This window comes from Agromyces hippuratus, assembly GCF_013410355.1.
Classification (GTDB): Bacteria; Actinomycetota; Actinomycetes; order Actinomycetales; family Microbacteriaceae; genus Agromyces; species Agromyces hippuratus.
This window is the reverse complement of record NZ_JACCFI010000001.1, coordinates 147,197-170,444: the sequence shown is the minus strand read 5'-3', so window position 1 is coordinate 170,444 and position 23,248 is coordinate 147,197. Positions and strand designations below refer to the sequence as shown.

General features: G+C 71.1%; 14 protein-coding genes. 2 read left to right on the top strand and 12 right to left on the bottom strand.

Annotated features, from left to right (window positions below):
* Positions 1-483, bottom strand: coding sequence for an OsmC family protein (locus BJY17_RS00750; protein ID WP_179549685.1), 483 nt, complete (start codon positions 481-483; stop codon positions 1-3).
* Between the two features lie 82 nt (positions 484-565).
* Between BJY17_RS00750 and gabT the strand changes: the two genes are divergently transcribed.
* Both gabT and BJY17_RS00740 read left to right on the top strand, forming a co-directional pair.
* Entirely contained in the window at positions 566-1,942 is a 1,377-nt protein-coding gene (gene gabT / locus BJY17_RS00745) for a 4-aminobutyrate--2-oxoglutarate transaminase (protein ID WP_179549684.1), read from the top strand.
* A 5-nt stretch (positions 1,943-1,947) separates the two neighbouring features.
* Entirely contained in the window at positions 1,948-2,937 is a 990-nt protein-coding gene (locus tag BJY17_RS00740) for an asparaginase (RefSeq protein ID WP_179549683.1), read from the top strand.
* 121 nt (positions 2,938-3,058) lie between these two features.
* On the opposite strand, the gene BJY17_RS00735 is transcribed toward BJY17_RS00740, so the two are convergent.
* The 11 genes from BJY17_RS00735 to BJY17_RS00685 all read right to left on the bottom strand — a co-directional run bounded on the left by BJY17_RS00735 (position 3,059) and on the right by BJY17_RS00685 (position 23,131).
* Positions 3,059-3,874, bottom strand: a complete 816-nt coding sequence (locus BJY17_RS00735) for an ABC transporter permease (RefSeq protein WP_179552645.1) — start codon at positions 3,872-3,874, stop codon at positions 3,059-3,061.
* Positions 3,875-3,954: 80 nt separating this feature from the next.
* Positions 3,955-4,866 carry an ABC transporter permease gene (locus tag BJY17_RS00730; RefSeq protein ID WP_179549682.1) on the bottom strand — a complete coding sequence of 304 codons (912 nt, stop codon included), beginning with the start codon at positions 4,864-4,866 and terminating at the stop codon, positions 3,955-3,957.
* Positions 4,867-4,868: 2 nt separating this feature from the next.
* Positions 4,869-6,068: an ABC transporter ATP-binding protein gene (locus tag BJY17_RS00725; RefSeq protein ID WP_179549681.1), complete on the bottom strand. Its 1,200-nt coding sequence runs from the start codon at positions 6,066-6,068 to the stop codon at positions 4,869-4,871.
* A gap of 2 nt (positions 6,069-6,070) precedes the next feature.
* Positions 6,071-7,285, bottom strand: coding sequence for an ABC transporter substrate-binding protein (locus BJY17_RS00720; protein ID WP_322789711.1), 1,215 nt, complete (start codon positions 7,283-7,285; stop codon positions 6,071-6,073).
* Between the two features lie 149 nt (positions 7,286-7,434).
* On the bottom strand, positions 7,435-10,446 hold the full coding sequence (locus tag BJY17_RS00715) for an FtsK/SpoIIIE domain-containing protein (protein WP_179549680.1): 3,012 nt from the start codon (positions 10,444-10,446) through the stop codon (positions 7,435-7,437).
* A gap of 119 nt (positions 10,447-10,565) precedes the next feature.
* Positions 10,566-11,177: a zinc-ribbon domain-containing protein gene (locus tag BJY17_RS00710; RefSeq protein ID WP_179549679.1), complete on the bottom strand. Its 612-nt coding sequence runs from the start codon at positions 11,175-11,177 to the stop codon at positions 10,566-10,568.
* Positions 11,174-13,522 carry a transglutaminase family protein gene (locus BJY17_RS00705; protein ID WP_179549678.1) on the bottom strand — a complete coding sequence of 783 codons (2,349 nt, stop codon included), beginning with the start codon at positions 13,520-13,522 and terminating at the stop codon, positions 11,174-11,176. Before BJY17_RS00705 ends, BJY17_RS00710 begins: the two co-directional genes overlap by 4 nt.
* The gene (locus tag BJY17_RS00700) at positions 13,519-14,841 is read right to left on the bottom strand and encodes a DUF58 domain-containing protein (RefSeq protein ID WP_322789710.1); all 1,323 of its coding nucleotides are present in this window, start codon (positions 14,839-14,841) and stop codon (positions 13,519-13,521) included. Before BJY17_RS00700 ends, BJY17_RS00705 begins: the two co-directional genes overlap by 4 nt.
* The gene (locus tag BJY17_RS00695) at positions 14,838-15,809 is read right to left on the bottom strand and encodes an AAA family ATPase (protein WP_179549677.1); all 972 of its coding nucleotides are present in this window, start codon (positions 15,807-15,809) and stop codon (positions 14,838-14,840) included. The genes BJY17_RS00700 and BJY17_RS00695 overlap by 4 nt, the downstream gene beginning before the upstream one ends.
* Before the next feature lie 12 nt (positions 15,810-15,821).
* Positions 15,822-21,713, bottom strand: coding sequence for an Ig-like domain-containing protein (locus tag BJY17_RS00690; protein ID WP_179549676.1), 5,892 nt, complete (start codon positions 21,711-21,713; stop codon positions 15,822-15,824).
* The gene (locus BJY17_RS00685; protein ID WP_179549675.1) at positions 21,710-23,131 is read right to left on the bottom strand and encodes a serine/threonine-protein kinase; all 1,422 of its coding nucleotides are present in this window, start codon (positions 23,129-23,131) and stop codon (positions 21,710-21,712) included. The genes BJY17_RS00690 and BJY17_RS00685 overlap by 4 nt, the downstream gene beginning before the upstream one ends.
* Positions 23,132-23,248 lie beyond the last annotated feature (117 nt).

Here is a 23,248-nt window from a genome sequence, read left to right as displayed (position 1 = left end):
TCAGACGGCGGAGGCGACGGTCACGACCGGTTCGTGGCGTACGGGGAAGGCGACGGAGGCGGCGATGAAGCACTTCTCCGAGGCCTCGACGTGGAGCGCGACGGCGAGCTCGAGCATCGAGGCATCCGCCACCTCGATCTGCGGCCGCAGCACGACCTCGACGAATGCGCCGCCGCCCCTGCCGTCCTCCCGCATGAGACCGACGGGCCGATCGGAGTAGCCGCGCACGACCACGCCGTGATTCGTCGCGACGTGCAGGTACGAGAGCATGTGGCACTCGCCGAGCGCCGCGAGCAGCAGTTCCTCGGGGTTCCAGCGCTCACGGTCGCCGTGGAACGTGCGGTCGCTCGACCCGGCGATCTCGTGCAGCTTGCCGGGCGCTCGGACGACGTGCCGCCGGCCGTAGTCGCGGTAGCCCGAGGTGCCGGTCCCGCGGTCGCCCTGCCACTCGACCTCGATCTCGTACCGGTGTTCGCCGAGCATGCTTCCTCCGACCCTGCGCGCCACCCGCGCCATCCGATTCTGCCCGATGCCGGTCGTGACGCGGCGATAAGGTGGAGGCACCATGACTGATACCCGCATCGACGCCCAGACAGCCGCCGCCCCGGTCTACACCGTGCCGCAGGAGCGCAAGATCGTGACCGCCGTTCCCGGTCCGAAGTCGCAGGAGCTGCAGGCCCGACGATCGAAGGTCGTCTCGGCCGGTGTCTCGTCCGCCCTTCCCGTCTACATCGAGCGCGCGAACGGCGCCATCCTCGTCGACGTCGACGGCAACCAGTTCGTCGACTTCGGCGCCGGCATCGGCGTGACGACGATCGGCCACACCGAGCAGCGCGTCGTCGCCGCCGCGGCCGACCAGCTGCAGGACGTCATCCACACGCTCTTCACGATCACCCCCTACGAGGAGTACGTGCGCGTCGCCGAACTCCTCGCCGAGCACACCCCGGGCAACTGGGAGAAGAAGAGCGTGCTCGTCAACTCGGGCGCCGAGGCCGTCGAGAACGGCGTCAAGATCGCGCGAAAGCACACCGGCCGTCGTGCCGTCGCCGTGCTCGACCACGCCTACCACGGTCGCACCAACCTCACGATGGCGATGAACTACAAGGCGATGCCCTACGCGACCGGCTTCGGCCCGCTCGCCGGCGACGTCTACCACGCGCCGAACTCGTACCCCTACCGCGACGGGCTGTCGGGCGAAGACGCCGCGGCCCGCACGATCGCCTACCTCGAGAAGGTCGTCGGGGCGAGCGACCTCGCCTGCCTCGTCGTCGAGCCCATCCAGGGCGAGGGCGGCTTCATGGTTCCCGCCGACGGATTCCTGCCGACGCTGCAGACCTGGTGCACCGAGCACGGAGTCGTCATGATCGCCGACGAGATCCAGTCGGGCATGGCCCGCACCGGCCGCTACTACGCGAGCGAGCACTTCGGCTGGGAGCCCGACGTCGTGCTCTCGGCGAAGGGCATCGCCGGCGGGCTCCCCCTCGCCGCGGTCACCGGCCGCGCCGAGATCATGGACGCCTCGCAGCCCGGCGGGCTCGGCGGCACCTTCGGCGGCAACCCCGTCGCGTGCGCCGCGGCGATCGCCGTGTTCGAGTCGATCGAGGAGCACGACCTCCTCGCCGAGGGGCAGCGCATCGAGGCGACGTTCCGCGCCGGGCTCGAGAAGCTCGCCGCGCGCTACGACGTCATCGGCGAGATCCGCGGCAAGGGCGCGATGATCGCCATCGAGCTCGTGCAGCCGGGCACCGGCCAGACCACGAAGGCCCCGAACGCCGAGGCCGTCACCGCGATCGTGGCGTTCGCCGCGCAGCAGGGCGTGCTCTTCCTCAACGCCGGCACGTACGGCAACGTGCTCCGCTTCCTGCCGAGTCTGGCGGTGAGCGACGCGCTCATCGAAGACGGGCTCCGCGTGCTCGACGACGCCCTCGCCTCCCTCGGATAGTGCAGGTGGCCGGCACATTCTCAGTCACTGACTCCGTCGAACTCGCCGTGGTCGAGCGTAATGGTTTCATCGAGTCCCGGCACGCGGGTTCCGCCGTCGTGCTCTCCCCCGAAGGCGAGGTGCTGCGCGCTCTCGGCGACGTGGCCACCCCGATCTTCCCCCGGTCCTGCCTGAAGCCGTTTCAGGCCGTCGCCGTCATGACCTCGGGCGTCACGCTCCGAGGCGAAGACGCGGCCATCGCCACGGCGAGCCATTCGGGCACCGCAGCACACGTCGCCCTCGTGCGACGACTCCTCGAGCGGGAATCGCTCCCCGAGTCGGCGCTCGGCTGCCCGCCGGCGGCTCCGTCCGACCACACTGCGCGCGAACAGCTCATCCGCTCGGGCGGGGCGCGCGAGCGCGTGTACATGAACTGCTCGGGCAAGCACTCGGCGATGCTGCTCGCGTGCGTCGCCAACGAGTGGCCGCTCGAGGGCTACCTCGAAGTCGACCACCCGCTGCAGAAGCGCGTGCTCGACGTCATCGAGCGGTTCACCGGTGAGCGGCCGGCGGCGACCGCGGTCGATGGTTGCGGCGCGCCCGTGCACGCGATCAGCCTCACCGGTCTCGGTCGCGGCATCCAGAAGATCACCACCGCCGCCGCAGGCTCGCCGTTCGCCCTGTACCGCGAGGCCGCCGCGCTCACCGAGGCGGTTCGCGAGCACGCCTGGGCCGTCGGCGGCCCGGGCCAGCCCGATACCGTCGCGATCGAGCGGCTCGGCGTCTTCGCGAAGATCGGTGCCGAAGGCGTCATGGTCATGACTGCGCCCGACGGCACGACCGTCGCGCTCAAGGTGCTCGACGGCTCCGCACGCGCGTCGACGATCATCGCGCTCCGACTGCTCGCGCAGTCGCGGGCGATCGATCACGAGGCCATCGACGCGGTGCAGACCGAGCTCGATCTCTGGGTCATGGGCGGCGAACAACGCGTCGGCACGATCCGCGCCACCGTCTGAGTCCGAGCGGATGCGGTCCTCCTACGGCGTTCGCGCCGGCTGAGAACGTCACGACGACGGATGCCGCGGCGGGATCACTCCCGCCGCGGCATCCGATGCTCGCGCTCTCGATCGGTTCGGGTCAGCCGAGGTTCGCGAGCCGTTTCGCCCGCGCCGCACGCGAGACCTGAGCGACGATCACGAGCACCAGGGCGAAGAGGAACACCGCCGACGCGATGACGTTCGCCTCGGCCGGAATGCCGCGCGATGCCGAGATGTAGATGTACTTCGGGAACGTCGAGACGGCGCCCGAGTTGAAGTTCGTGATGATGAAGTCGTCGAAGCTGAGCGCGAACGACAGCAGCGCCGCCGCCACGATGCCGGGAAGCAGCAGCGGGAACGTCACTCTCCAGAACACCTGCGACGGCGAGCCGTAGAGGTCGCGGCCCGCCTCTTCGAGCGCCGGATCGAGGCTCGCGACACGCGCCTTGACCGTCACCACCACGAAGCTGATGCAGAACATCGTGTGCGCCAGGATGATCGTCGTCATGTCCTTCGCGACGCCGACCGCCAGGAACTGCGCCGCGAGGCCGGCACCGAGCACGACCTCGGGCGTCGCCATCGGCAGGAACAGCAGCAGGCTGATCGCGCCGCGGGCGCGGAACCGGTAGCGCACGAGGGCGATCGCGATCATCGTGCCGAGCGTCGTCGCGATGACCGTCGCGGCGATGCCGATGATGATGCTGTTGCCGAACGCCTCGCACACGGCGCCGCCCTCGACCGTGCAGACGTTCAGCCACTTGTCGAACGTGAACCCGCGCCAGGCGATGTTCGACTTGATCGAGTCGTTGAACGAGAACACGAAGGTGTAGGCGATCGGGATGAGCAGGAAGACGAACGCGATGATCGTGTAGGCCGGCAGCAGCCAGTCGCCGAGACCGAGTCGACGCCCGCGCACCCGCCCTCCGGGACGACGCGAATCGAGCTCCTGGCTCTCGCCGAGACCGCCGAGCACGGCCGCCGCCTGGACTTCTCCGCTCACAGCAGGTCCTCCGTTCCGGATCGCTTGACGTAGACGCCGACGAGCACGAGGATCGCGGCCATGAGGATGATCGAGAGCGCCGCGGCCGCCGGATAGTTCAGCAGCACGAGGAAGTTCGCCTCGATCACGTTGCCCATCATCTGCGTGTCGGGCCCGCCGAGGAAGTCGCGGCTCGCGTTCACGTAGTCGCCCGCGGCGGGAATGAACGTGAGCAGCGTTCCCGCGACGATGCCCGGCATCGACAGCGGAATGGTGACCTTGCGGAAGACCGTGAACGGATTCGCGTACAGGTCGCTGCCCGCTTCGAGGTAGCGCAGGTCGAGCCGCTCGAGCGTCGTGTACAGCGGCAGGGTCATGAACGGGATGAAGTTGTAGGTGAGACCGAAGATCACCGCGAACGGGGTGCCCGTGAAGTGCGCGTCGGGCGCCATGAGCGAGAGCGCCTTCAACGACGTGATGATGAACGACTCATCCGAGAGCAACTGCTTCCACGCGAGCGTGCGGAGCAGGAAGCTGATGAAGAACGGGGCGATCACGAGCACGAGCATGAGCCCTTGCAGCATCGGCCGTCTCCGCGCCTTCACCCCGATGAAGTACGCGAGCGGGTAGCTGAAGATCAGCGCGAACACCGTTGCCGCGAGCGCGTACCCGAAGGAGCGCACGATGTGCGGCCAGTAATCGCTCATCACGGTGACGTAGTTCTGCCAGTTGAACGCGTAGTCGTACTGGCCGATGTCGCCGAACTCGGTCGGCGCCTGCAACGAGGTGAGCAGGAGCGAGATGAGCGGCGTGACGAAGAACAGCACCAGGTAGAGCAGGCCCGGAAGCAGCAGGAACAGGGCGATCCTGCTGCGCTTCCTCGGCGCCTGCGGCACGACCTCTGCGGTCTGGAACGCGGCGAAGGCCATGGTCAGCCCTCCTCGAGCTCCGTGACGAGCTCCTCACGGCGCTGCGCGGCGATCGACGTCGTGTCGTCGTCGGCGGCGAACCGCGCCGAAGGCTCGGCCACGTCGTCGAGGCCGAAGCCGTGCTCGACCGGCCACGAGACCCACACCTCGACTCCTTCGCCCACGACGGGACCCGAACCGGTGTTCTGCGCGAACACGGTCACGGTTCCGGCGTCTGGGATCGCGACGATGTACTGCGTGCTCACGCCGGAGAACGACACGTCGATGACCCGACCGGGGCCGAGGACGTTGCGATCGGATGACGCGGCCGGCGCCTCCCGCAGCAGCGTGACCTTCTCGGGTCGGACGCCGACGGTGACACGGCCCTTGTGCCGCTGGGCCCGTGCAGCGGGCACGGTCACCCGTGCACCTGCGATGTCGACCGAGATCGCGGCATCCGTCGAGCCGGCGACGTTGCCCGTGAACAGGTTCGACTGGCCCAGGAAGTTGGCGACGAACGAGGTGCGCGGCAGCTCGTAGAGCTCGGCCGGGGCGCCCATCTGCTCGATCGCGCCCTTGTTCATGACCGCGACGGTGTCGGCCATGGTCATGGCCTCCTCCTGGTCGTGCGTGACGTGCAGGAAGGTGAGGCCGACCTCCTCCTGGATCGTCTTCAGCTCGAGCTGCATCTGACGGCGGAGCTTCAGGTCGAGCGCGCCGAGCGGCTCGTCGAGGAGGAGCAGCGCCGGGCGGTTGACGATGGCCCTCGCGAGGGCGACGCGCTGCTGCTGGCCGCCCGAGAGCTGCGCCGGGCGGCGCTGGGCGAGGTGATCGAGCTCGACGAGCCGGAGCGCTTCGTGCGCACGGCCGAGCGCGTCGCCGATGCGACGGCGCTTGAGCCCGAATGCGACGTTCTCGAGCACCGACATGTGCGGGAAGAGCGCGTAGCTCTGGAACACCGTGTTGACGGGGCGCTCGTGCGCCTTGGTGCCCGTGACGTCGCGGCCTCCGATGAGGATGCGTCCGCTCGTGGGCTCTTCGAGGCCGGCGACGAGGCGCAGCGTCGTCGTCTTGCCGCAGCCCGACGGGCCGAGCAGGGCGAAGAACGAACCGGCCGGGATCGTGAGATCGAGGTGTTCGATCGCGGTGAAGCCGGGGAATCGCTTCTGGATGCCGGCGAGTTCGAGGTCTGCGCCGCGTTCGGCGAACTCGCGTACCGACACGCTCACGCTCCCAGGAGGATGCTCTGGAACTGCGCCTGGTACTTCTGCTCCTCGGCACCGCTGAGCGATCGGAAGATGTGCGCGTTCGAGAGCGTCTCCTCGTTCGGGAAGATGAGCTGGTTCTCGGCGAGCTCGGGGTCGATCGCGATCGCGGCCTCCTTCGCGCCGGCGACCGGCGTGATGAAGTTCACCCACGCGGCGACCTCGGCGGCGACCTCTGGGTCGTAGTAGAAGTTCATGAGCGCCTCGGCGTTCGCCTTGCGCGGCGAGCCGATCGGCACGAGGAAGTTGTCGTTCCACAGCGTGCCGCCCGCGGTCGGGATCGCGAACTCCCACTTGTCGCCGGCCTCGGCGTTGATGACGGTGATGTCGCCCGACCAGCAGATCGCGGCGAGGGTGTCTTCGCTCTTCAGGTCTTCGAGGTAGGAGTTGCCCTTGATGTTGCGCACCTGACCGGACTCGACCTGTTCGCGGAGCACCTCGATCGCCGCGTCGAACTCGGGGTCGCCCCAGTCGCCGGCGATGTCGACGCCGTTCTGCTGCAGGATCAGCCCCATCGTGTCGCGCATCTCGGAGAGCACGCCGACGCGGCCCTTGAGTTCGGAGTTCCAGAGGTCGTCGACGGACTCGATGCCGCCGGGGATCGCCTCCTTGTTCCAGCAGATGCCGGCGAAGCCGCCCTGCCAGGGCAACGTGTGGGCCCGGCCCTTGTCGAAGTCGGGGTCGCGCAGCGCCGGGTTGAGGTTCACGATGTTCGGGATGTTGTCGTGGTTCAACTCCTGCGTGTAGCCGAAGCGGATCCAGCGAGCGGCCATCCAGTCGGTGAGCACGGCCGTGTCGGCGCCGATGTCCTTGCCGAGGGCCAGCTGGTCCTTCACCTTGCCGTAGTACGTGTTGTTGTCGTCGACGGCGACCTCGTAGTTGACCGCGATGCCGGTCTCTTCGGTGAACCGCTCGAGCGTGGGGTACGCGCCGCTGTCGTCTTCGTCGATGTAGGCGGCCCAGTTCGCCCAGTTGACGGTCTTGTCGGTCGCCGACGTGTCGGCCGCGGCTGTGGGCTTGGCCTGGCCTCCGCCCGTCGAGCACGCGGCGAGGGCCAGGGCAGTGGCCCCTGCACCCGCTCCGGCGAGCAGCGTGCGGCGATTCAACTGCAGCTGTCGGGCCTGGACGATCAGCGATCGCATCATCGGGTCCTGGGGCAGGGGGCGTCGATTCACGGGGGACTCCGTTTCGGGTTTGCAGCAGTGCAAGGGTGGGAAGATACTGCCACACTGCTGGGCGGAAATCACTCGATGATGTCCAAATCGTTAATTTCTGCGAACATCTCGTGCGGAATCAGCGCTTCTCGCCCGGTCCGGCGACCGATTCAGTGGTTGCGCTGGTTCGGCCAGATCGCGCGCCGCACACCCCGCCCCGGTTCGAGGAGCCAGCACTGCCCCGCTCCGTCGTCGAGCAGCGGCGGCAGCTCCCGCGACCGCACGAGCGCCCGGTATTCCCCCGCACCGCCGTGCACGATGAGCCCTGCCTCCTCGCGAAGTGCGGCCGTCAGCGACCAGCTCGCCGCCCATGCCTCGGAATCGCCCACGATCACCGGCGGTGACGCATCGAGCGGGTGCGCGGCGACGGCGGCCCTGACGGCGGACTCGCCGCCCGCGACGAGGAGGATCGCGGTGCGCCCGACCTCGGTGATCACCGCCGCGGCCGCTCGGGGTGCCGCAGCGACCACGGCATACGGGAGTTCGGGCCGCAGTCGGAGGGGCGGAACCGCGGGAGCGGCCGGTTCCGCGACCGGCGTCGCCTCGATCACCTGCACCCGGCGCCCGTGCCACTGGCCCGTGCCGGCACCATCGACCGCGCGCCAGAGCTCGCCGCGACCACCGGATTGCACGAGATCGGAGCGGGTCGCGTGGCGGAGCAGGAGCCGTGCTCCGAATGCCTCGCGCAGGCCGCCGCCGAGAGCGTGCAGGTCGGCCGCCGACGCCACGACCGCGACACCCCGGCCCCGGCCCTCCCTGACCAGGGACTCCACCATGGCGAACGCCGCGTGCCGGTACTCCTCGGGCCAGGCACGGAACCGGGTGTCGAGGTCGTCGAGCACGACGAGGGCAGGGGGTGCCGCGCCGCCGCGAACGGCCGCCTGTGCCGCGACGAGTCGATCCCAGACGGCACTCGACGGTCCCGCGAGCCCGAGTGCGCCCGAGGCGCTGTCGCCCGCCTGCCTCGGCTCGGCCACGACGCGTGCGGCCCCGCCCGACCCGATCGCGGCGCGTTCGATCGATGCCCGTTCGATCGCGGCCAGAGCCGTGCTGCGCCCGCTGCCGGGCATGCCGAGCACGAGGAGGCCGCCGTCACGTCGCGGCGCCCACCGCGCGAGGCTGCGACGCTGCCGCTCGGGCTCGTCGACGACGCCGAAGCCGATGCCCGCGCCGTCGGCTTCCTGCTCGATCATGCGATGCCCGGGCGCCGCGGCCGGCCGCGGCGCACCGAGGAGCCCGTGCACGGCATCGGGTGCGATTCGGCCCGGCAGCGGATCGAGCCACGTACGGCGGGCCCGGGGGAACCCGGCCGCGCGCTCGCCGACCTCGGCGATCGCGGCCGGCGTCGCGATGGCCGAATGGAAGAGCACGGGGCATCCGTCGCCCGGGTCGACGACGCCTCGCCCGGGCAGATCCGACGGGATCTCCGACGCCGATGCCGTGCCGACCACCGCCTCGCTGTCGGATCGCTGCAGCACGCGCAACGACACCCGGATCGGACAGTTGGCGGTGACCTGCTCGCGCACGACGCCGTTCGGCCGCTGCGAGGCCAGCACGAGGTGCACCCCGAGCGAACGGCCGCGTGCGGCGATGTCGCCGATGACGGCCCCGAGGTCGGGGAAGCGCTCGATCATCGCCTGGAACTCGTCGACGACGATCACGAGTCGCGCCAGGTCGACGCCGTCGTCGAGTCCGGCGATGTCCCGCGCGCCCGCCCGAGCGAGCACCGTCTCGCGATGCGTGAGCTCGGCGCGCAGGCTGAGCACGGCGCGCTCCGCCTCGGAGTCGTCGAGGTCGGTCACGATGCCGGTGACGTGCGGCAGGCCCCGTACCGGCTCGAACGCCGCCCCGCCCTTGAAGTCGACGAGGAGGAACGAGACCCGGGCGGGCGGGTGGGCGGCCGAGAGGGCGACGATCCATGCGAGCAGGAACTCGCTCTTGCCGCTGCCGGTCGTTCCGGCGACGAGCGCGTGCGGGCCGCGCCGTGCGAGGTCGAGTTCGAGGGCGCCGCCCGCAACCTGTCCGACGGTCACGGCGAGGCTCGATCGGTCGTGCACCGCATCGGGCCGACCCTGCAGTTCGCCGAGCTCCAGCCGTCGCGGAAGCTCGTTCGAGCGGTCGCCGAGCCCCGCCCGCTCGGCGACGGCCGCGAGCGAGTGCGCCCACCCGGCGGCCTCCGCGATGCCGAGGAGCGAGGGGGCGAGCTGCATCTCGGCGGTGCCCTGATGGCGCCGCACGACCGCCGCATCGGGCGCCCGCATCGTCACGATCGTGCCGAGACCGGGCGGCAGTTGCGACGCGGTACGCGCGACCGCGACGACCATGGCGGGCCGGCGCTCACCCTGCGGAGCGAGCGTCGTGGGCTCGAGCGGCCGATGCCTCCCGTCGGTGGGTTCGACGACGACCAGACCGGCGCGCGTGCGGCCCCCGCGATGCGGCAGCGCGTGCAGCCACTCCCAGTGGGCGCCCTCGGTGCCCTCCGCGACCTCGATCGCGAACCGTTGCGGATGCGCCTGATGCGCGAACTGCACGACACTCGCCCGAGCGGCGGCCCGAGCGAGGTGGAGTTCGCCCACGAACCCGACCCCGGCACCGGCGTCGACGGACATCGGCGCATCGTCGAGCCTGGCCGCCGCGAGCAGCACCTCGCGGTCGCCGGCGTCGACCGGTGCACCGTCGACCCGCAACGCGCTCGCAGCGGCACCTCGGCCGAGCACGAGCGTCGGAGGGGCCGCCTCGCGCCACGCCGGATGCTCCGGCCGATCGAGCAGTCGCCGCGACGACGGCGAACGCTGCCATGCCGCCGCCCGCTCGAGGTCGTGTCGCCGCCCGATCTCGGCAACGAGCTCGTCGAGCAGTCGTCGCCGTTCGGCCGACGCCCGTCGTCGCAGACGTCGCGCCGAACGACGCGCGTCGAGCATCGAGCCGATCGCCACGATCGGTCCGAGCACCGCGAACACGAGTGCGAACGGCGAACCCGTGATCGCCCACAGTGCGAGCGCGCCGACGACGGGCGCGAGCGATGCGATGAGTGGGAAGCCTGCACGGGCGGGATCGGCCGTCGCCGGCGGCAGCGCGAGCGGAGTGTCCAGTGAGACGGGTGCGATGTCGAATCGGTCCACCGTGCGATCCGATCATGCGAACGGCGGTGCATCGATCGCGGCAGCCGTTGGCGCTCATCACCGTTCGACGGTGCCCCTGTGGAGGACGAGTCGGCGGCGCGGATGGCGGCGGGAACGCCTCAGGAGACGACGAAGAACTGCTCGGCCAGCTCGACCCGGCTCCCCCGCGGCACGAGGTAGCGCCGACCGGGCTCGCAGCGCATCGCCCCGTCGTCGGGTCGCCGCACGATCGTGCCGTTGCCCGAGAACCGGTCGGCGACCCAGAGTGTGCCGTCGTGCTCCCCGAACTCGACGTGGGTCTTCGACACCGACAGCGAGCGGTCGGCGATCTGCACGAGATGGTCGAACACTTCACCCGGTTGCGGCAGCGGACGACGACCGATCAGGCCAGAGCCGAAGACGGTGCGCGTCTCGCCGGTGCTGAAGGTCAACACGAAGCGTGCCGCGACGGGGGCCGTGTGCAGCGGTTCGCGCAACGCCGGCGCCGCAGGGGCGAGGAGCTCGCCGCCCGAATCGTCGACCGAACCGATCGCGACCGCCGCGCGGAAGCCGTCGACCGGGATCGAGATCACCCCGCTGTTGCGCCGTGCAGGCCGTTCGATCACCGTCGTATCGCCGGGCCGAGGGTCGGGCCGTCGGCGGGATTCGGGCGTCGCACTCGTCGAGCTGCCGCATTCGCCGCAGAACATGGCCCCCTCGGGCAGCTCGGCGCCGCAGATCCGACACGTCACGAACGCCCTCCTCTCCGCGTCACAGCGTACCCTCCGAGCGAGGTGAGCGAGACCGCCGCCCGCAACCGCTCGCGCAACGACCGCGGCGCACCGAGCCGCTCCTGCAGCTCGTCGACCGAGTCCCAGACCAGGAGGTCGTCGCCCTCTGCAGGTCCGTCCGGCGCGAACACGGCACGGTCGACGACCGAGGCGAGCACGAGCGGCGCGAGACCGCCGACCGTCGCCGCCTGTTCGGCTCGCGTCGACATCGGCCGGATCGGATACCCGTAGTCGGCCGCCGAGTCGGCGAACTCCTGCCAGCCGCCCTCGATGCGCTCGACCGCGCTCGGCGCCTGCCGACGAAGCCTCCGCCGCCGCATCTTCGCGACGATGATCGCGAGGAACGGGCTCGCGATGACCGCGAGCACGCCGAGCACGATGCCCGAAACTCCGAGCACCGCGAGCAGGGTCTGCACCCAGGCATCTGCACGGTCGTCGGGCTCGTCGGGAGGCGTCTCGGGTTCGTTCGCCAGGTCGTCGACGGGCGTGCGCTCGGCCGGCGGGGGCAGCGCGGACTGCGGCCTCGACACGATCGTCGGCTGATCGGGTTCGCGAGCCGGGATCGGGCGCGGCTCGGGGTTCGGGTCGACGGTGATCCAGGCGCCGTCGGCGCGCTGCACCTCGATCCACGCCTGCTTGTCGCCGCTCACGAACCGGGTGACGCCGTCGGGCACCGGGTCGCTCTCGACATCCGATTCGCCCGGTTCCGTCGCGCCGGCGATCGCGGCGGCTTCTTCGGCTCCGCCGGGCAGATAGCCGACGACGACCCGCGCCGGGAATCCGATGCGACGCGCCATGAGTGCGGCGGCGACCGCGTACTGCTCTCCGTCTCCCACCATCGGCCGTTCGGTCGCGAGATCGTGGAGTCGATCGAGCGAGTGCCCCGATCGGCTCGTCACCTCGCCGAGACCGTGGCTCACGTAGCCGTTCGCGTGGAATCCCTCGATGAGCGCCTGCAGCCGCACGCCGGGCTCGCCGGACGAGGGCGCCCACTCATCGAGCAGTTGCGCGAGCTTCTCTGGCATCTCCGGCGCCGCCGGGAGCACGCTGCTGCCGGGGCTCAGCTCGGCGAGCTCTTCGGGGGCGACCGGCACCACCGAGGTCGCGGCGTACCGATCGCCGGACTGCAGCGGGCGCTGCACCGCGCCCGTGCTCGTCACCTCGTTGTAGAAGAACGACTCGGTGAGCAGCTCGGCGCGCGGTCCGCCGAACGTCATGCGTTCGAGGCGCCCCACCCCGGGCACCCACACATCGGCGTAGCCCTCGACCTCCACCTCGATCGCGGCCGGCTCGGTGTCGCCGCTCACGCCCGACTGGTCGAGCCGGTAGGGCACCCGTGTGAAGCGTCCAGACGCCGAAGCGGTGTCGGCGCCGCCGACCGTGTACACGATGCCGTCGTACGAATCGAGGGCAGCCATGCGCAGGCCCGCGCCCTCGGGGAGCCCACGGACGTCGAGCATCACGTCGTCCGCGACATCCTCGTCGAATGCGGCACGGAAACCGGCGAGCGGGCTGTCGTGCTGCCTCGGCTCGAACGGCGGCTGCAACTCGGCCCGCACGACGTTGCGGGGCGGCACCGGCAGGGCCACGGATGCCGCGGTCGCACCGACGACCGCGATGGCCACGAGCGCGGACGCGCCCAGCACGCGACGCGCATCGGTCAACGCCGCCTCGACCCGCCGCCCGCTCGTGATCGCACGCCGGTCGGCGATGGCGACTCGAACGAGCCAGGCGACGGCGGTGATCAGGAACGCGATGCCGGCCTCCACGGCGAGCGCCGAGTGCACGACCCCGAGGGCGATGCCCGCGATGAGGAGCACGGCGGGCGGCAGCGCGGCGGCAGCCGGTCTTCTGCTTCGCAGGGCGATCGAGATCGCGGCGGTGGCGGTGACGAGGCCCAGCAGGAACGGCGGCACGAGCAGCGCCTGATAGGACCCGACGGGGACCGAGATCGTGACGAGCTGCTTCCAGGAGAGAGCTGCGCCGGCCAGGAGTTCGACGATCCCGGACGGAGTCGGCAGGATGCCGCCGATCGCGGCACCGGGCACGGCGGCCGGCACGCCGAGCACGAGGTACGCGCCGAACACGGAGAGCACGATGATCCACGACGGCAGGCGGAATCGGGCCCCGATGACGCCGATCGCGACTCCGGCCGCGATGGCGACCGCCGCAGCGACGAGGAAGGCGGGACTCTCGTAGACGGGCCACCACGGCAGCATCGCCGCGGCCAGCATGGCGACGACGAGCACCCCGGTGACGAGGGTGGGCCCGAACCTGCGGGCGCCGGCGGGAACGCGGGCGGTCATGAGATCGACGCCGATCTCGCGAGCATCGCGCGCAGGTCCTCGAGGTAGCCGATGCCGAAGACGGTCAGGCCCGCGATCGTGCGCGCGTGCGCCTCGCCCTCGGGCGAGCACTGCACCGCGATGCTCTCGACCCCCGGCGGCAGCCGGGTCGCCGCGGCTCGCAGCGGTGCGACGCCGCGCGCGGTGCCGGTGACGATGAACGCGAGGGAGACACCGGCGAGCGTCTCGCTCGCGGCACGGGCCACGTCGGGGAGCATCACCGCGTCGGGGGTCGTCTCGACGAGGCACAGCGCGTCGAGGAGCCGGTCGCGGGAGACGGTCGGCAGCTCGCGCATGGCGCTGCGTCGTGCGCCGGCGCCGGGCTGCCTGCCCGAGACAACGAACGACACGGTGCGGGCGTCGCGGATCGCCCGCGCCCCGACGGATGCCGCGGCGCTGACGGCGAGCTCGAACTCGGCTTCGTCGACGTAGGCCCCCGGGTCCAGATCGAGCAGCACCATGAGGCGACTGCGCCGGGTCTCCTCGAACTGACGCACCATGAAGGTGCCGGTCTTGGCCGAGCTGCGCCAGTGGATGAAGCGGCGGTCGTCACCGGGCACGTACTCGCGCAGCGCGTGGAAGGCGATGTCGCTGGCCGTGAGGTCGCGCGTCGGCGTGCCCTCGAGATCGCGGATGAACCCGGTGCTGAGCGCGTTGATCGGCACGGTGCGCGGATGCACGTGCAGTTCGGCCGTCTCGGACCAGACGAACTCGCGCCGCATGAGGCCGATCGGGTCGGCCCGCACGGTACGCGCCGGACCGACCGGCACGACCCCCCGCCGCTCCGTGGGAATCGTGAACTGCTCATCGAAGACCCCGCCTCGCGGCAGCCCGGGAAGGACCCGTTCGACGATGCGGCGACCGACAGGAAGCTCGAGCTGAACGCCGCCGAACCGACGACGACCGGGATTGGCGGCGATCAGTCGCGCCTCGGCCGGCTCGCCGACGACCACTCGCGGCGATGGGAGCACGAGTTGGATGGTGCCGGCTCCGCGGCCGATCAGCCAGACGGATGCCGCGGCCACGAGCGCGACGAGGCCCCACCCGAGCGCGATGAGCTCGAGCCATCCCCAGGTGTAGCCGCCGGCGAGCGCGAGCACCGCGACGACGATGACCGACCAGCCGATCGGGGTCACGACTCCCTGCACCAGTCGGCCGGCGCGGGCGAGCGCCGCACCGGCACGACGGCCGGCCACGACGGCGCGCCCGATCACGACCGCGAGCAGGCCCTCTCGTCTGGCTTCCTCGGGGATCGTCGTTCGGGTCTGGGTGAGTGTCACACGGCTTGCCTGGTCGAGGGGGGCGGTGTCTCGATCAACACCTGGGCGATCATGTTCGATGCGGTGACGCCGTCGAACTCCGCCTCGGGGTCGAGGATCAACCGGTGCGCGAGCACCGGCTCGGCGAGGGCCTTGACGTCGTCGGGCACCACGTAGTGACGGCCCCGACCCGCTGCGTGGGTCTTCGCCGCGCGGATCAACGCGAGCGCGCCGCGAACGCTGACGCCGAGGCGCACCTCGCGAGCGGTGCGCGTGGCGTCGACGATTCGCGAGACGTAGTCGTGGATCGTGGGGTCGACGTACACCGTGCGTGCGACCGCGGCCATCTCGACGACCTCCGCCGCCGCGAGCTGCGAGCCGACGCGGTGCTCGTGAGCGCGCTGGTCGGCGCCCTCGAGGATGCGGATGGTCGAGGCGTGGTCGGGGTAGCCGATGGAGGTGCGCATCAGGAATCGGTCGAGCTGCGCCTCGGGGAGCCGGTACGTGCCGGCCTGCTCGACAGGGTTCTGCGTCGCGATCACCATGAACGGATGCCCCACGGGGTGGGTCTGCCCGTCGACGGTGACCTGGCCCTCCTCCATGACCTCGAGGAGCGCCGACTGCGTCTTCGGGCTCGCCCGGTTGATCTCGTCGGCGAGCACGATGTTCGCGAACACCGGGCCGGGGTGGAACTCGAACACGCCGGAACGCTGGTCGTACACCGTGACGCCCGTGATGTCGCCGGGCAACAGGTCGGGGGTGAACTGCACGCGATTGCTCGAGCCGTCGATCGACTGGGCCATCGCCCGGGCGAGTGAGGTCTTGCCCGTGCCCGGCACGTCGTCGAGCAGCAGATGACCTTCGCTGAGGAGTGCTGTGAAGGCGAGCCTGATGACCCGGTTCTTGCCGAGCAGCACCTCCTCGACCGCGCCGACGAGTCGATCGAGCGTCGCGGCGAACCGCGCGGCCTCCTCGGGGGTCATGGTCATCTCGGCTCCTTCTCAGCGGTTCTGGTAGCGGACGACGACGTCCGCGATCTCAACATCCAACCAGACGCGGTCGCCCGGTTTGGCCTCGGGGACCTGGCAGCTCGTGGGGGTCTGCGCCGACTTGCCGTTGCGGTCGCCGTCGACGCCGCAGGTGAACGCCACCGGAAGTCCGGAGTTCTCGGGCGCCGACGTCCACGACCAGGTCTTCGTGCTCTCGTTCCAGGCCCGGCTCGGCAGCGCGAACGTCAGCGACGGGCGGGCGTCGGCCGGCAGCACGTCCGACCACGGACCGCAGCTGCCCCAGATCGAGCAGCTCCGCACCTGGAACCGCACCGTTTCACCGAACGGCCTGGCGAAGAGGTCCTGCGCCCACCCTGAACCGTCGAAGCTCTGCTGCGTGCCGGGGATCTGGGTGCCGTTGCCGTCGACCGCGACGATGTCGTATCGCCAGGCTCCGGGAGAGACGTCCGAGATGAAGCGGTCGTAGGTGTCGGCGGTGCGCATCTCCATGCGACTGTCGACCCTCCGGATGGCGTCGGGCGCGGGCCGCACCACGGTGCCGACCACCTCCGTATTCGCGCACGCGGCCCGGTTGTAGCCCCAGACGAGGAACGAGTATTTCGTCGACTCCGTCGCCGTCCCCGAGAACTGCACGCTGGTCGTGCCCGGGCCGACGTGCACGACCTCGGCGACGGTTCCGCCGCCCGACGGCGCGACGACGGTGCCGGGGGCGGGACTGGTGACCGAGCACGCCTGCGCCCCGGCGGGCACCCCGGAGGCCCCGTCGACGAGGCGTTGCACGAAGTACCCGCCGATCGGGTCCCCGTTTCCGCCGAACGCGTCCCAGGCGACGGTGACGGTGCCGGCCGCCGCATCGCCGCTGACGGAGATCGCGCCGGCGATCGGCGGCCCGAACGGCGTGCCGCTGGCGCCCGCCTGGGTCCAGACCGCGAGCGCCGGGAAGGCCTGGTTCCTGGCACTGATCGTGATCGGCACCTGGCTTCCGTTCTCGAGCGGCTGCGAGTCCGTGGAGCAGACGGTCGCCGTGCACACCGCCGCCGCGGAGACCTCGGTCGAGACGCCGGCGACGGTGACCACGTACGATCCGATGGCGCTTCCGGATCCCGCGGGTACCGGTGCCCACTCGAGGCGGAGATACCCGTCGCGCGGGAGTGCGCGCACTCCGGTGGGCGGCGGGGGGACGACGTCCGACCAGATCGGGCCCGGTGCGTCGACCGGGTCGGAGAGGCCGATCCCGTTCCTCGCCCGGATCCGCACGTGCACGGCCTCGGCCTGCCCGTTGCCGGGCGTCACGACCGTGCAGGTCGTCGCGGCGCACTCCGACGAGCTCGCCACCTCGCCCGTGCCCGCGTCGACGAGCTGGATCTCGTAGCCCGTGATCGGAGAGTTGTTGAAGGCGCCCGCCCCGAACACGACGTCGAGGCTGCGATCTCCGAAGCCCGTGACCCGAGCGCCGGTGACGGCATCGGGTCGGTCCTGCACCGAGATCGTCACGAGGCCCCAGGCGTTGCGTGCCGCATCGCCGGTCGCGTCGGCCACCTCGTACTGCACCGTCGAGTTCACCGGAGCCGCTCCCGGCGCGACCGTCACCTCGAGTCGCGACCGGTCCTCGCTCGGCTCGATGGAGACACCGCTCGGGAGGCTGTCCGCGTCGATGCCGCGGACATCGACGACGCGGAGCGGCACGTCGGGGAACGGGTTGGTCGGCCCGTCGTTGGCGAGCACGTCGATCGTCGTCGTCCGTCCGCGCTGCACGATCGCGGTATCGGCCGCGGGCCTGGCGATCGGCTTCGTCGACGGCACCACGCGCAGCTCGATGCGCCCGGGCTTGCCGTCGCCCGAGTCGTCGGCGACGCCGATCGCGACCGTCCGGGACGTCTTGGACGCCGATGCCTCAGCCTCGATCGTGAGGTCGGAGCCGTCGAGCGAGAAGCGGAACCCCTCCGTCGGCGGCGGCAGCAGCCGGTAGACGAGTTCACCCTGGGCGGCCGGGTACGGGTAGTTCGTGAGCTTCAGGAGGTCGATCTCCTTCGACTCCCCGGGCTCGAAGTCGATGACGCCGCCCGTGAACACCGGCGGCTGATCCTCGGTCGGCAGCACGTCGATCGGAATCACGATGGTCCCGGTGCGCGCAGAGGGGTCGGCGGCCGACTCCCCGTCGGTGACGGTGAACGAGAGCGACGCCGGGCCGAAGTAACCCTCTTCGCTGCGGTACCGCAGGGTGACCGGGTCGACGACCAGGTCGGCGCCGTCGCTGTGCGAAGCCCGCACGGTCGCGGCATCCGTGATCTTCACCGGGCGGCCCGACGCGGCGATGACGAAGTCGTCGAGATCGAGCGTCACCTCGTCTCCGCTCACCACGACGACGTCGGGAGCATCGGTTCGAAGCTGCGGCAGCGCATCGTCGCGCCCGGGCACCCAGATGAACGCGTAGGAGACGATCGAGGGGTCTTCGGGGTGGGCCACCGAGAACGGGATGACGCGCCGCCGGTCTTCGATCTGGACCCGGATGCTTCCGTCGCGGCGCACCTCGGCACCCCGGTCGTAGCCCTCGACGAGTCCGACGACGACATCGTCGACGTCGGCGTCGGCGAGGAAGACGTTGCGCAGCACCGGGACGTCCACGACGTCCTCGTCGAGGATGTCGCTCAGCGTGAGCACGGTGTCGGATGCCTCGGGGCGTGCGAGCGGGGCGTCCTCGCGCGCCGTGATCTTGAGGAAGGTCGACGCGCGGCCGAGCTGCTCGTTCTCGATGGTGTAGGTGAAGCCGTATTCCCCTTCGCCCGGAGGGAGCTCGACCTCGATGCGATCGTCGACGATCTCGGCGACGGCATCGCCCTCGGTCGCAGTGACGTCCTTCAGCGTCAGCGCACCGCCGTCGGGGTCGGAGTCGTTCTCGAGGACGCGAACGGCGACGGTGCGGCCCGGCCGCACCTCGACGACGTCGTTGACCGCCGTCGGGCGGCGGGCTCCGTCGAGTCGCGGTGCGATGCCGACCCTGACGGTGCCCACGGCTCGGGCGCCGAGCGCGTCGACGACCTCGTACTCGAAGGTGTCGGTGCCTGCGGAGTACTCCCCCGCCTCGTACTCGAGCCAGTCGGCCCCGTGGGCGGTGACATTGCCGAGGTCGGGGGTGCCGCCCTGGCCGAGCAGCTGCACGCTGTCGCCCTCGGGGTCGGATCCGCCGAGCGGCACGGGGATCCGCACCGTCTCTCCCGAGAGCACCCTGGCGGTGACGGTCGCCGGCACCGGCGGGGTGTTGGTGTCGGGGTCGGCCTCGCGCACCGACATCTGCACCGTCGCAGTGGCCCACTGACCGTCGGGGCCGGTCACGCGGTAGACCGCCTCGTACTCCCCCGGCTCGTCGGGAGCGAAGTAGCGGAGCCGGTCTCCGGCGGCGAAGAGGAGGCCCGCCTTCGGCGCCTGGTCGAGCACCGGCTCGAGCGTGATCGGCAATGCGTCGGGATGCTCGTCATTGGCCAGCACCGCGATGTCGACCACGTCGCCGGTGCGTGCCGAGATCTTGTCGGGCACGGCGACGGGCGACTGCGGGGACTCGAGCTGCGGCACCTCGACGACCGTCACCTCGCCCACCGCTTCGGCGAGGCCGTTGCTGACCCGGTAGCCGAACACGCTCGATCCGGTCGCGAGTGGACCGGTGAGGGTGACGCGCAGGATGCGGTGGTCGACGACCTCGACCTGCACCTCCGCCTCCGCCTTCGGCTCGCCGAGACCGGTGAGGATCAGCACGCCGCCGGTAGGGTCGATGTCCGTGGCGAGCACGTCGACATCGACGGGCTGGCCGCCCCTGATGAACACCGTGTGCGGAACCGTGATGGGCGTGGTGTCGCGCTCGGGCGGAGCGGAGACGTCGACCCGGACTCGACCCGTCGTCGTCGAGATGCCGTCGGTCACGGTGTACTCGAGCGAATGCGTCCGCACGGCCGAGCTCGAGAATCGGAAGGTCCCGCCGTCGAAGTCGGGCGTCAGCTGCGCGTCGGGCTTCGCGGGCACGGCGGTCAACTGCACCTGGCCCGAGCCGCCCCGCACGTGCCGCAGCGGGTCGATGCGCACCTCCTGCCCCGCGGTCGCGAGCACGACGAACGGGTCGGCGATGAGTTGCACACTGCCGGGTGCGCGAACGCCGATGCCGAGCACGCCGACGGCGGTGTCGCGCCCGTCGGACACCTCGAGCGAGACGGTCCGGTCGGCTCCGGCGCCGCCCTTCTCGTCGAACACGACCACGCCGTCGGCCGTCGACGACAGCGAGTCGGGTTCGGCCGCTGTGGCGCGCCTGAGGAAGAACGGGTCGCCGTCGGGGTCGACCCAGTCGCCGAGCACCGCCGTGCTGACGCGGCCCCCCGCCTGCACGAGGGTCTTGGTCGGCCGTCGCTGTTCGGGCGGCGAGTTCTCTTCGGCGTCGCGCACGGTCACGCTCACCGTGGCGTGGGCGGTGCCGCCGAAGCCGTCGTCGACCGTGTAGCCGAAGGTGATGACACCGGATGCCTCGTCGCCGAGCACGAGCTGCAATTGCTGATTGTCGGCGATGCGGTCGAGGGTGACGCCAGCCGGCAGTTCGCCGTCGACGGCATCGACGACCATGGCGTCGCCGTTGGCGTCGTAGTCGTTCAGCAGCACCGGCAGTTGCGTCGTCCGCCCCGGGCGCGCGCCGAACTCGTCGTCGGCCGCGACCGGCGGCACCTGGCTCTTCTCGATCGTCGGCGGCGTCTCGGGGTCGTTCTGCTCGATCGTCTCCTCGTCGCGCTCGATCTCGAGGAGCGCCTCCCAGTTGTCGATGAGGCCGAACTCGGCGCCGACGGCCCAGGTCTTGCCGGTGCGCCGTTCGTTGAGCACGAGGGTGGCGCCGTTGGCGAGGTAGGTGTAGTCACCGCTCGAGGTCGCCGAGGGCAGTCCGACGGGGTCCTCGTCGCCGCCCGCCGTGCAGGACCGCCACACGGCCCCCCTGGCCCACGCCGCGTAGAGGCATCCGTCGTGCACGTACGGCGCAGCCGGCAGTCCGAGCCCCTCGTCGACGCGGGTGCGCGGCTCGTCGCCGTCGAGACCGACGGTGATGAGGCCTTGGCGGGTGGCGATCGCGACGACGTCGCCGCTGCTCGACGGGCGTTGGAGCACCGGGGAATCGTTGGCGGCGATGAGCGCCGAGAGATCGACCGGACCTCGATCGAGGTGGAGCGTCCGGGTGCCCTCGTCGAACACGGCCCAGCGGTCGGCGACCGACGTGATCTGCACCTCGGCGTCGCGAGCGACCGCCCCGGCCTGCCAGCGGGTGCGCACGGTCTCGGCCTCGGCGGCGTCGACCCGTGCGACGTCACCGGTCGACGGCGTGTAGGCGAAGAGGGTGCCGTCGGGGTCGACCGACGTCACCGATCCGGTGCCGAACGCGAGCATCGGCTCGGTGTCGGCGTCGAACTGCGCGAACCGGTCGACGGGCGTCGTCCAGACGTCGCCGTCGGAGGTGAGGACGACCTGCGAACCGGCGAGGGCGAGCGTCGCGTCGTCGGGAGGGACCGCGACGGTCTCGGTGAGGCTCGAGGTCGTCGCATCGACGATCCGCACGGTCGCCCGCGCACGATCGAGCGCGAGCACGGTGGCGCCCTGCTGCACGATCTCCGTGCCGGTCGAGCCCGTCTCGACGACCGAATTCAGTTCGAGCAGCGCCGTGTTCGCACGGCCGATGGCCTGGTACTCGTTGCTGCTGACCCACACGGCGGCATCGCCGAGATCGACCCGTTGGGCGGCGTACCCGCCGGACGCGATCGCGACGCCCGCGACGAGTGCGACCACGGCGGTGGTCGCCGCGGCGGTGACGGCAGCGGATCGCGGCTTGGGGAGTCGCGTCAGGTCGGGAAGCCGGAGCATCATGCACCCGCACCCAGGTCGACGGACACCTCGACGCAGCGCTCGGCGCTGGAGGCGCCCGACTTTCCGTCGCGCACGACCCGCACGCTCGCGCAGACCCGGTCGCCGTCTTCGGCCGGCACGGTCACCCGCGCCTCTCGCTGCAACGGCAGGGTCTCGCCGTCGACGGTCACGACGTACGCATCGGAGCTCTGGAGCCCCGGGTCGTTCCAGGAGAAGGTCACGGTCTCACCCGCATCGACGCCCTGCACGTCGGTCACGACGGGGATCGACCTGGTGCCCTGGATCACGAAGTACGCGCCGGCGCCGACGAGCGCGATCAGCAGCACCGAGACGAGGGAGATGCCCCACGCGAGGCGAGCCGACGTCGGCGGGGTCGTGCGGATGCGGCTCGTGCCGAGGTCACGAGGGCGGGAGTCCGCCTCCGACCGGGTGGAGCCGAGGGCCCCGCTCCGCGCGCGCCGCCGTCGCGGTGCGCCGTCGCCGATGCCGTGGGCCCCGCTGATGCGGGTCTGCTCGTCGACGTCGACGGCGGTCGCGAGCGCCCAGTCGTCCATCGCGACCTCGAGCGGCGTCTGGGAGAGCCCGAGCTCCTCCTCGACCGACTGCAGGTCGCGGACGAACTCGAGCGCACTCGACTGCCGGCTCGACGGCCGACGCGACATCGAACGCGCGAGCACCTGCTCGAGGCTCTTCGGCACGTCGGGGCGCCCGGTGGGCGTGTACTTCGCCTTGTCGATCCGACCCATGAGCGCGCCGGATCCGTTGTCGCCGCCCGGCGTCTCGAACGGACTGCGACCGGCGAGGAGCGAGTAGACGGTGGCGCCGAGCGACCAGACCTCGCTCGCGACACTGCCCGACACCTCGTCGTGCAGCACCTCGGGCGCCGACCACGGGATCGACAGGCCGACCGCGTCGGACGACTCGGCCTCGCCGAGTGTCGCCGCGATGCCGAAGTCGGAGAGCACGGGGTGACCGTACGCGGTGGTGAGGATGTTCGACGGCTTGATGTCCCGGTGCAGCACGCCCTGCCGATGCGCCGTCTCGACCGCACTCGCGATGCGCACGCCGACGGCGAGCACCTCGGCCAGCGGCAGCTGCACGGCACGGTAGCGCTGTCCGAGCGAGGCGGAGCAGTACTCCATCACCAGGTACGGCCGGCCGTCGGCCGCGACGCTGGCCTGGTAGACCGTGAGGATCGACGGGTGGGAGGAGAGCTGGGCCATGAGGTTCGCCTCGGCCTGGAACATCTGCCGCAGGTCGTCGTTGACGACCTCGGCGAGCAGCACCTTCACCGCGACGAGGCGTCGCGGCATGTTCTGCTCGTAGAGGAAGACGTCGGCGAATCCGCCCGACCCGAGCACGCGGATGAACGCGAAACCCGGCAGGTTCGGAGGCGTGGACGGCAGTCGTCGAGACACGATCCTCCTGCCTGCTCTGGGTCGGTGGGACGCCGCCCGGTGGCCGGTGGCGCCCGGTGCCCATCATTGTATCCGCGGGCGACGGATGCCTCGTGGTGCTGTGCACATCACGAGGGC

Bases quoted from the DNA above. Each gene is read 5' to 3' on its own strand.
- BJY17_RS00705 (WP_179549678.1), bottom strand. From the start codon at position 13,522: ATGACCGCCCGCGTTCCCGCCGGCGCCCGCAGGTTCGGGCCCACCCTC.
- BJY17_RS00750 (WP_179549685.1), bottom strand. From the start codon at position 483: ATGCTCGGCGAACACCGGTACGAGATCGAGGTCGAGTGGCAGGGCGAC.
- BJY17_RS00690 (WP_179549676.1), bottom strand. From the start codon at position 21,713: ATGATGCTCCGGCTTCCCGACCTGACGCGACTCCCCAAGCCGCGATCC.
- BJY17_RS00695 (WP_179549677.1), bottom strand. From the start codon at position 15,809: ATGACCATGACCCCCGAGGAGGCCGCGCGGTTCGCCGCGACGCTCGAT.
- BJY17_RS00730 (WP_179549682.1), bottom strand. From the start codon at position 4,866: ATGGCCTTCGCCGCGTTCCAGACCGCAGAGGTCGTGCCGCAGGCGCCG.
- gabT (WP_179549684.1), top strand. From the start codon at position 566: ATGACTGATACCCGCATCGACGCCCAGACAGCCGCCGCCCCGGTCTAC.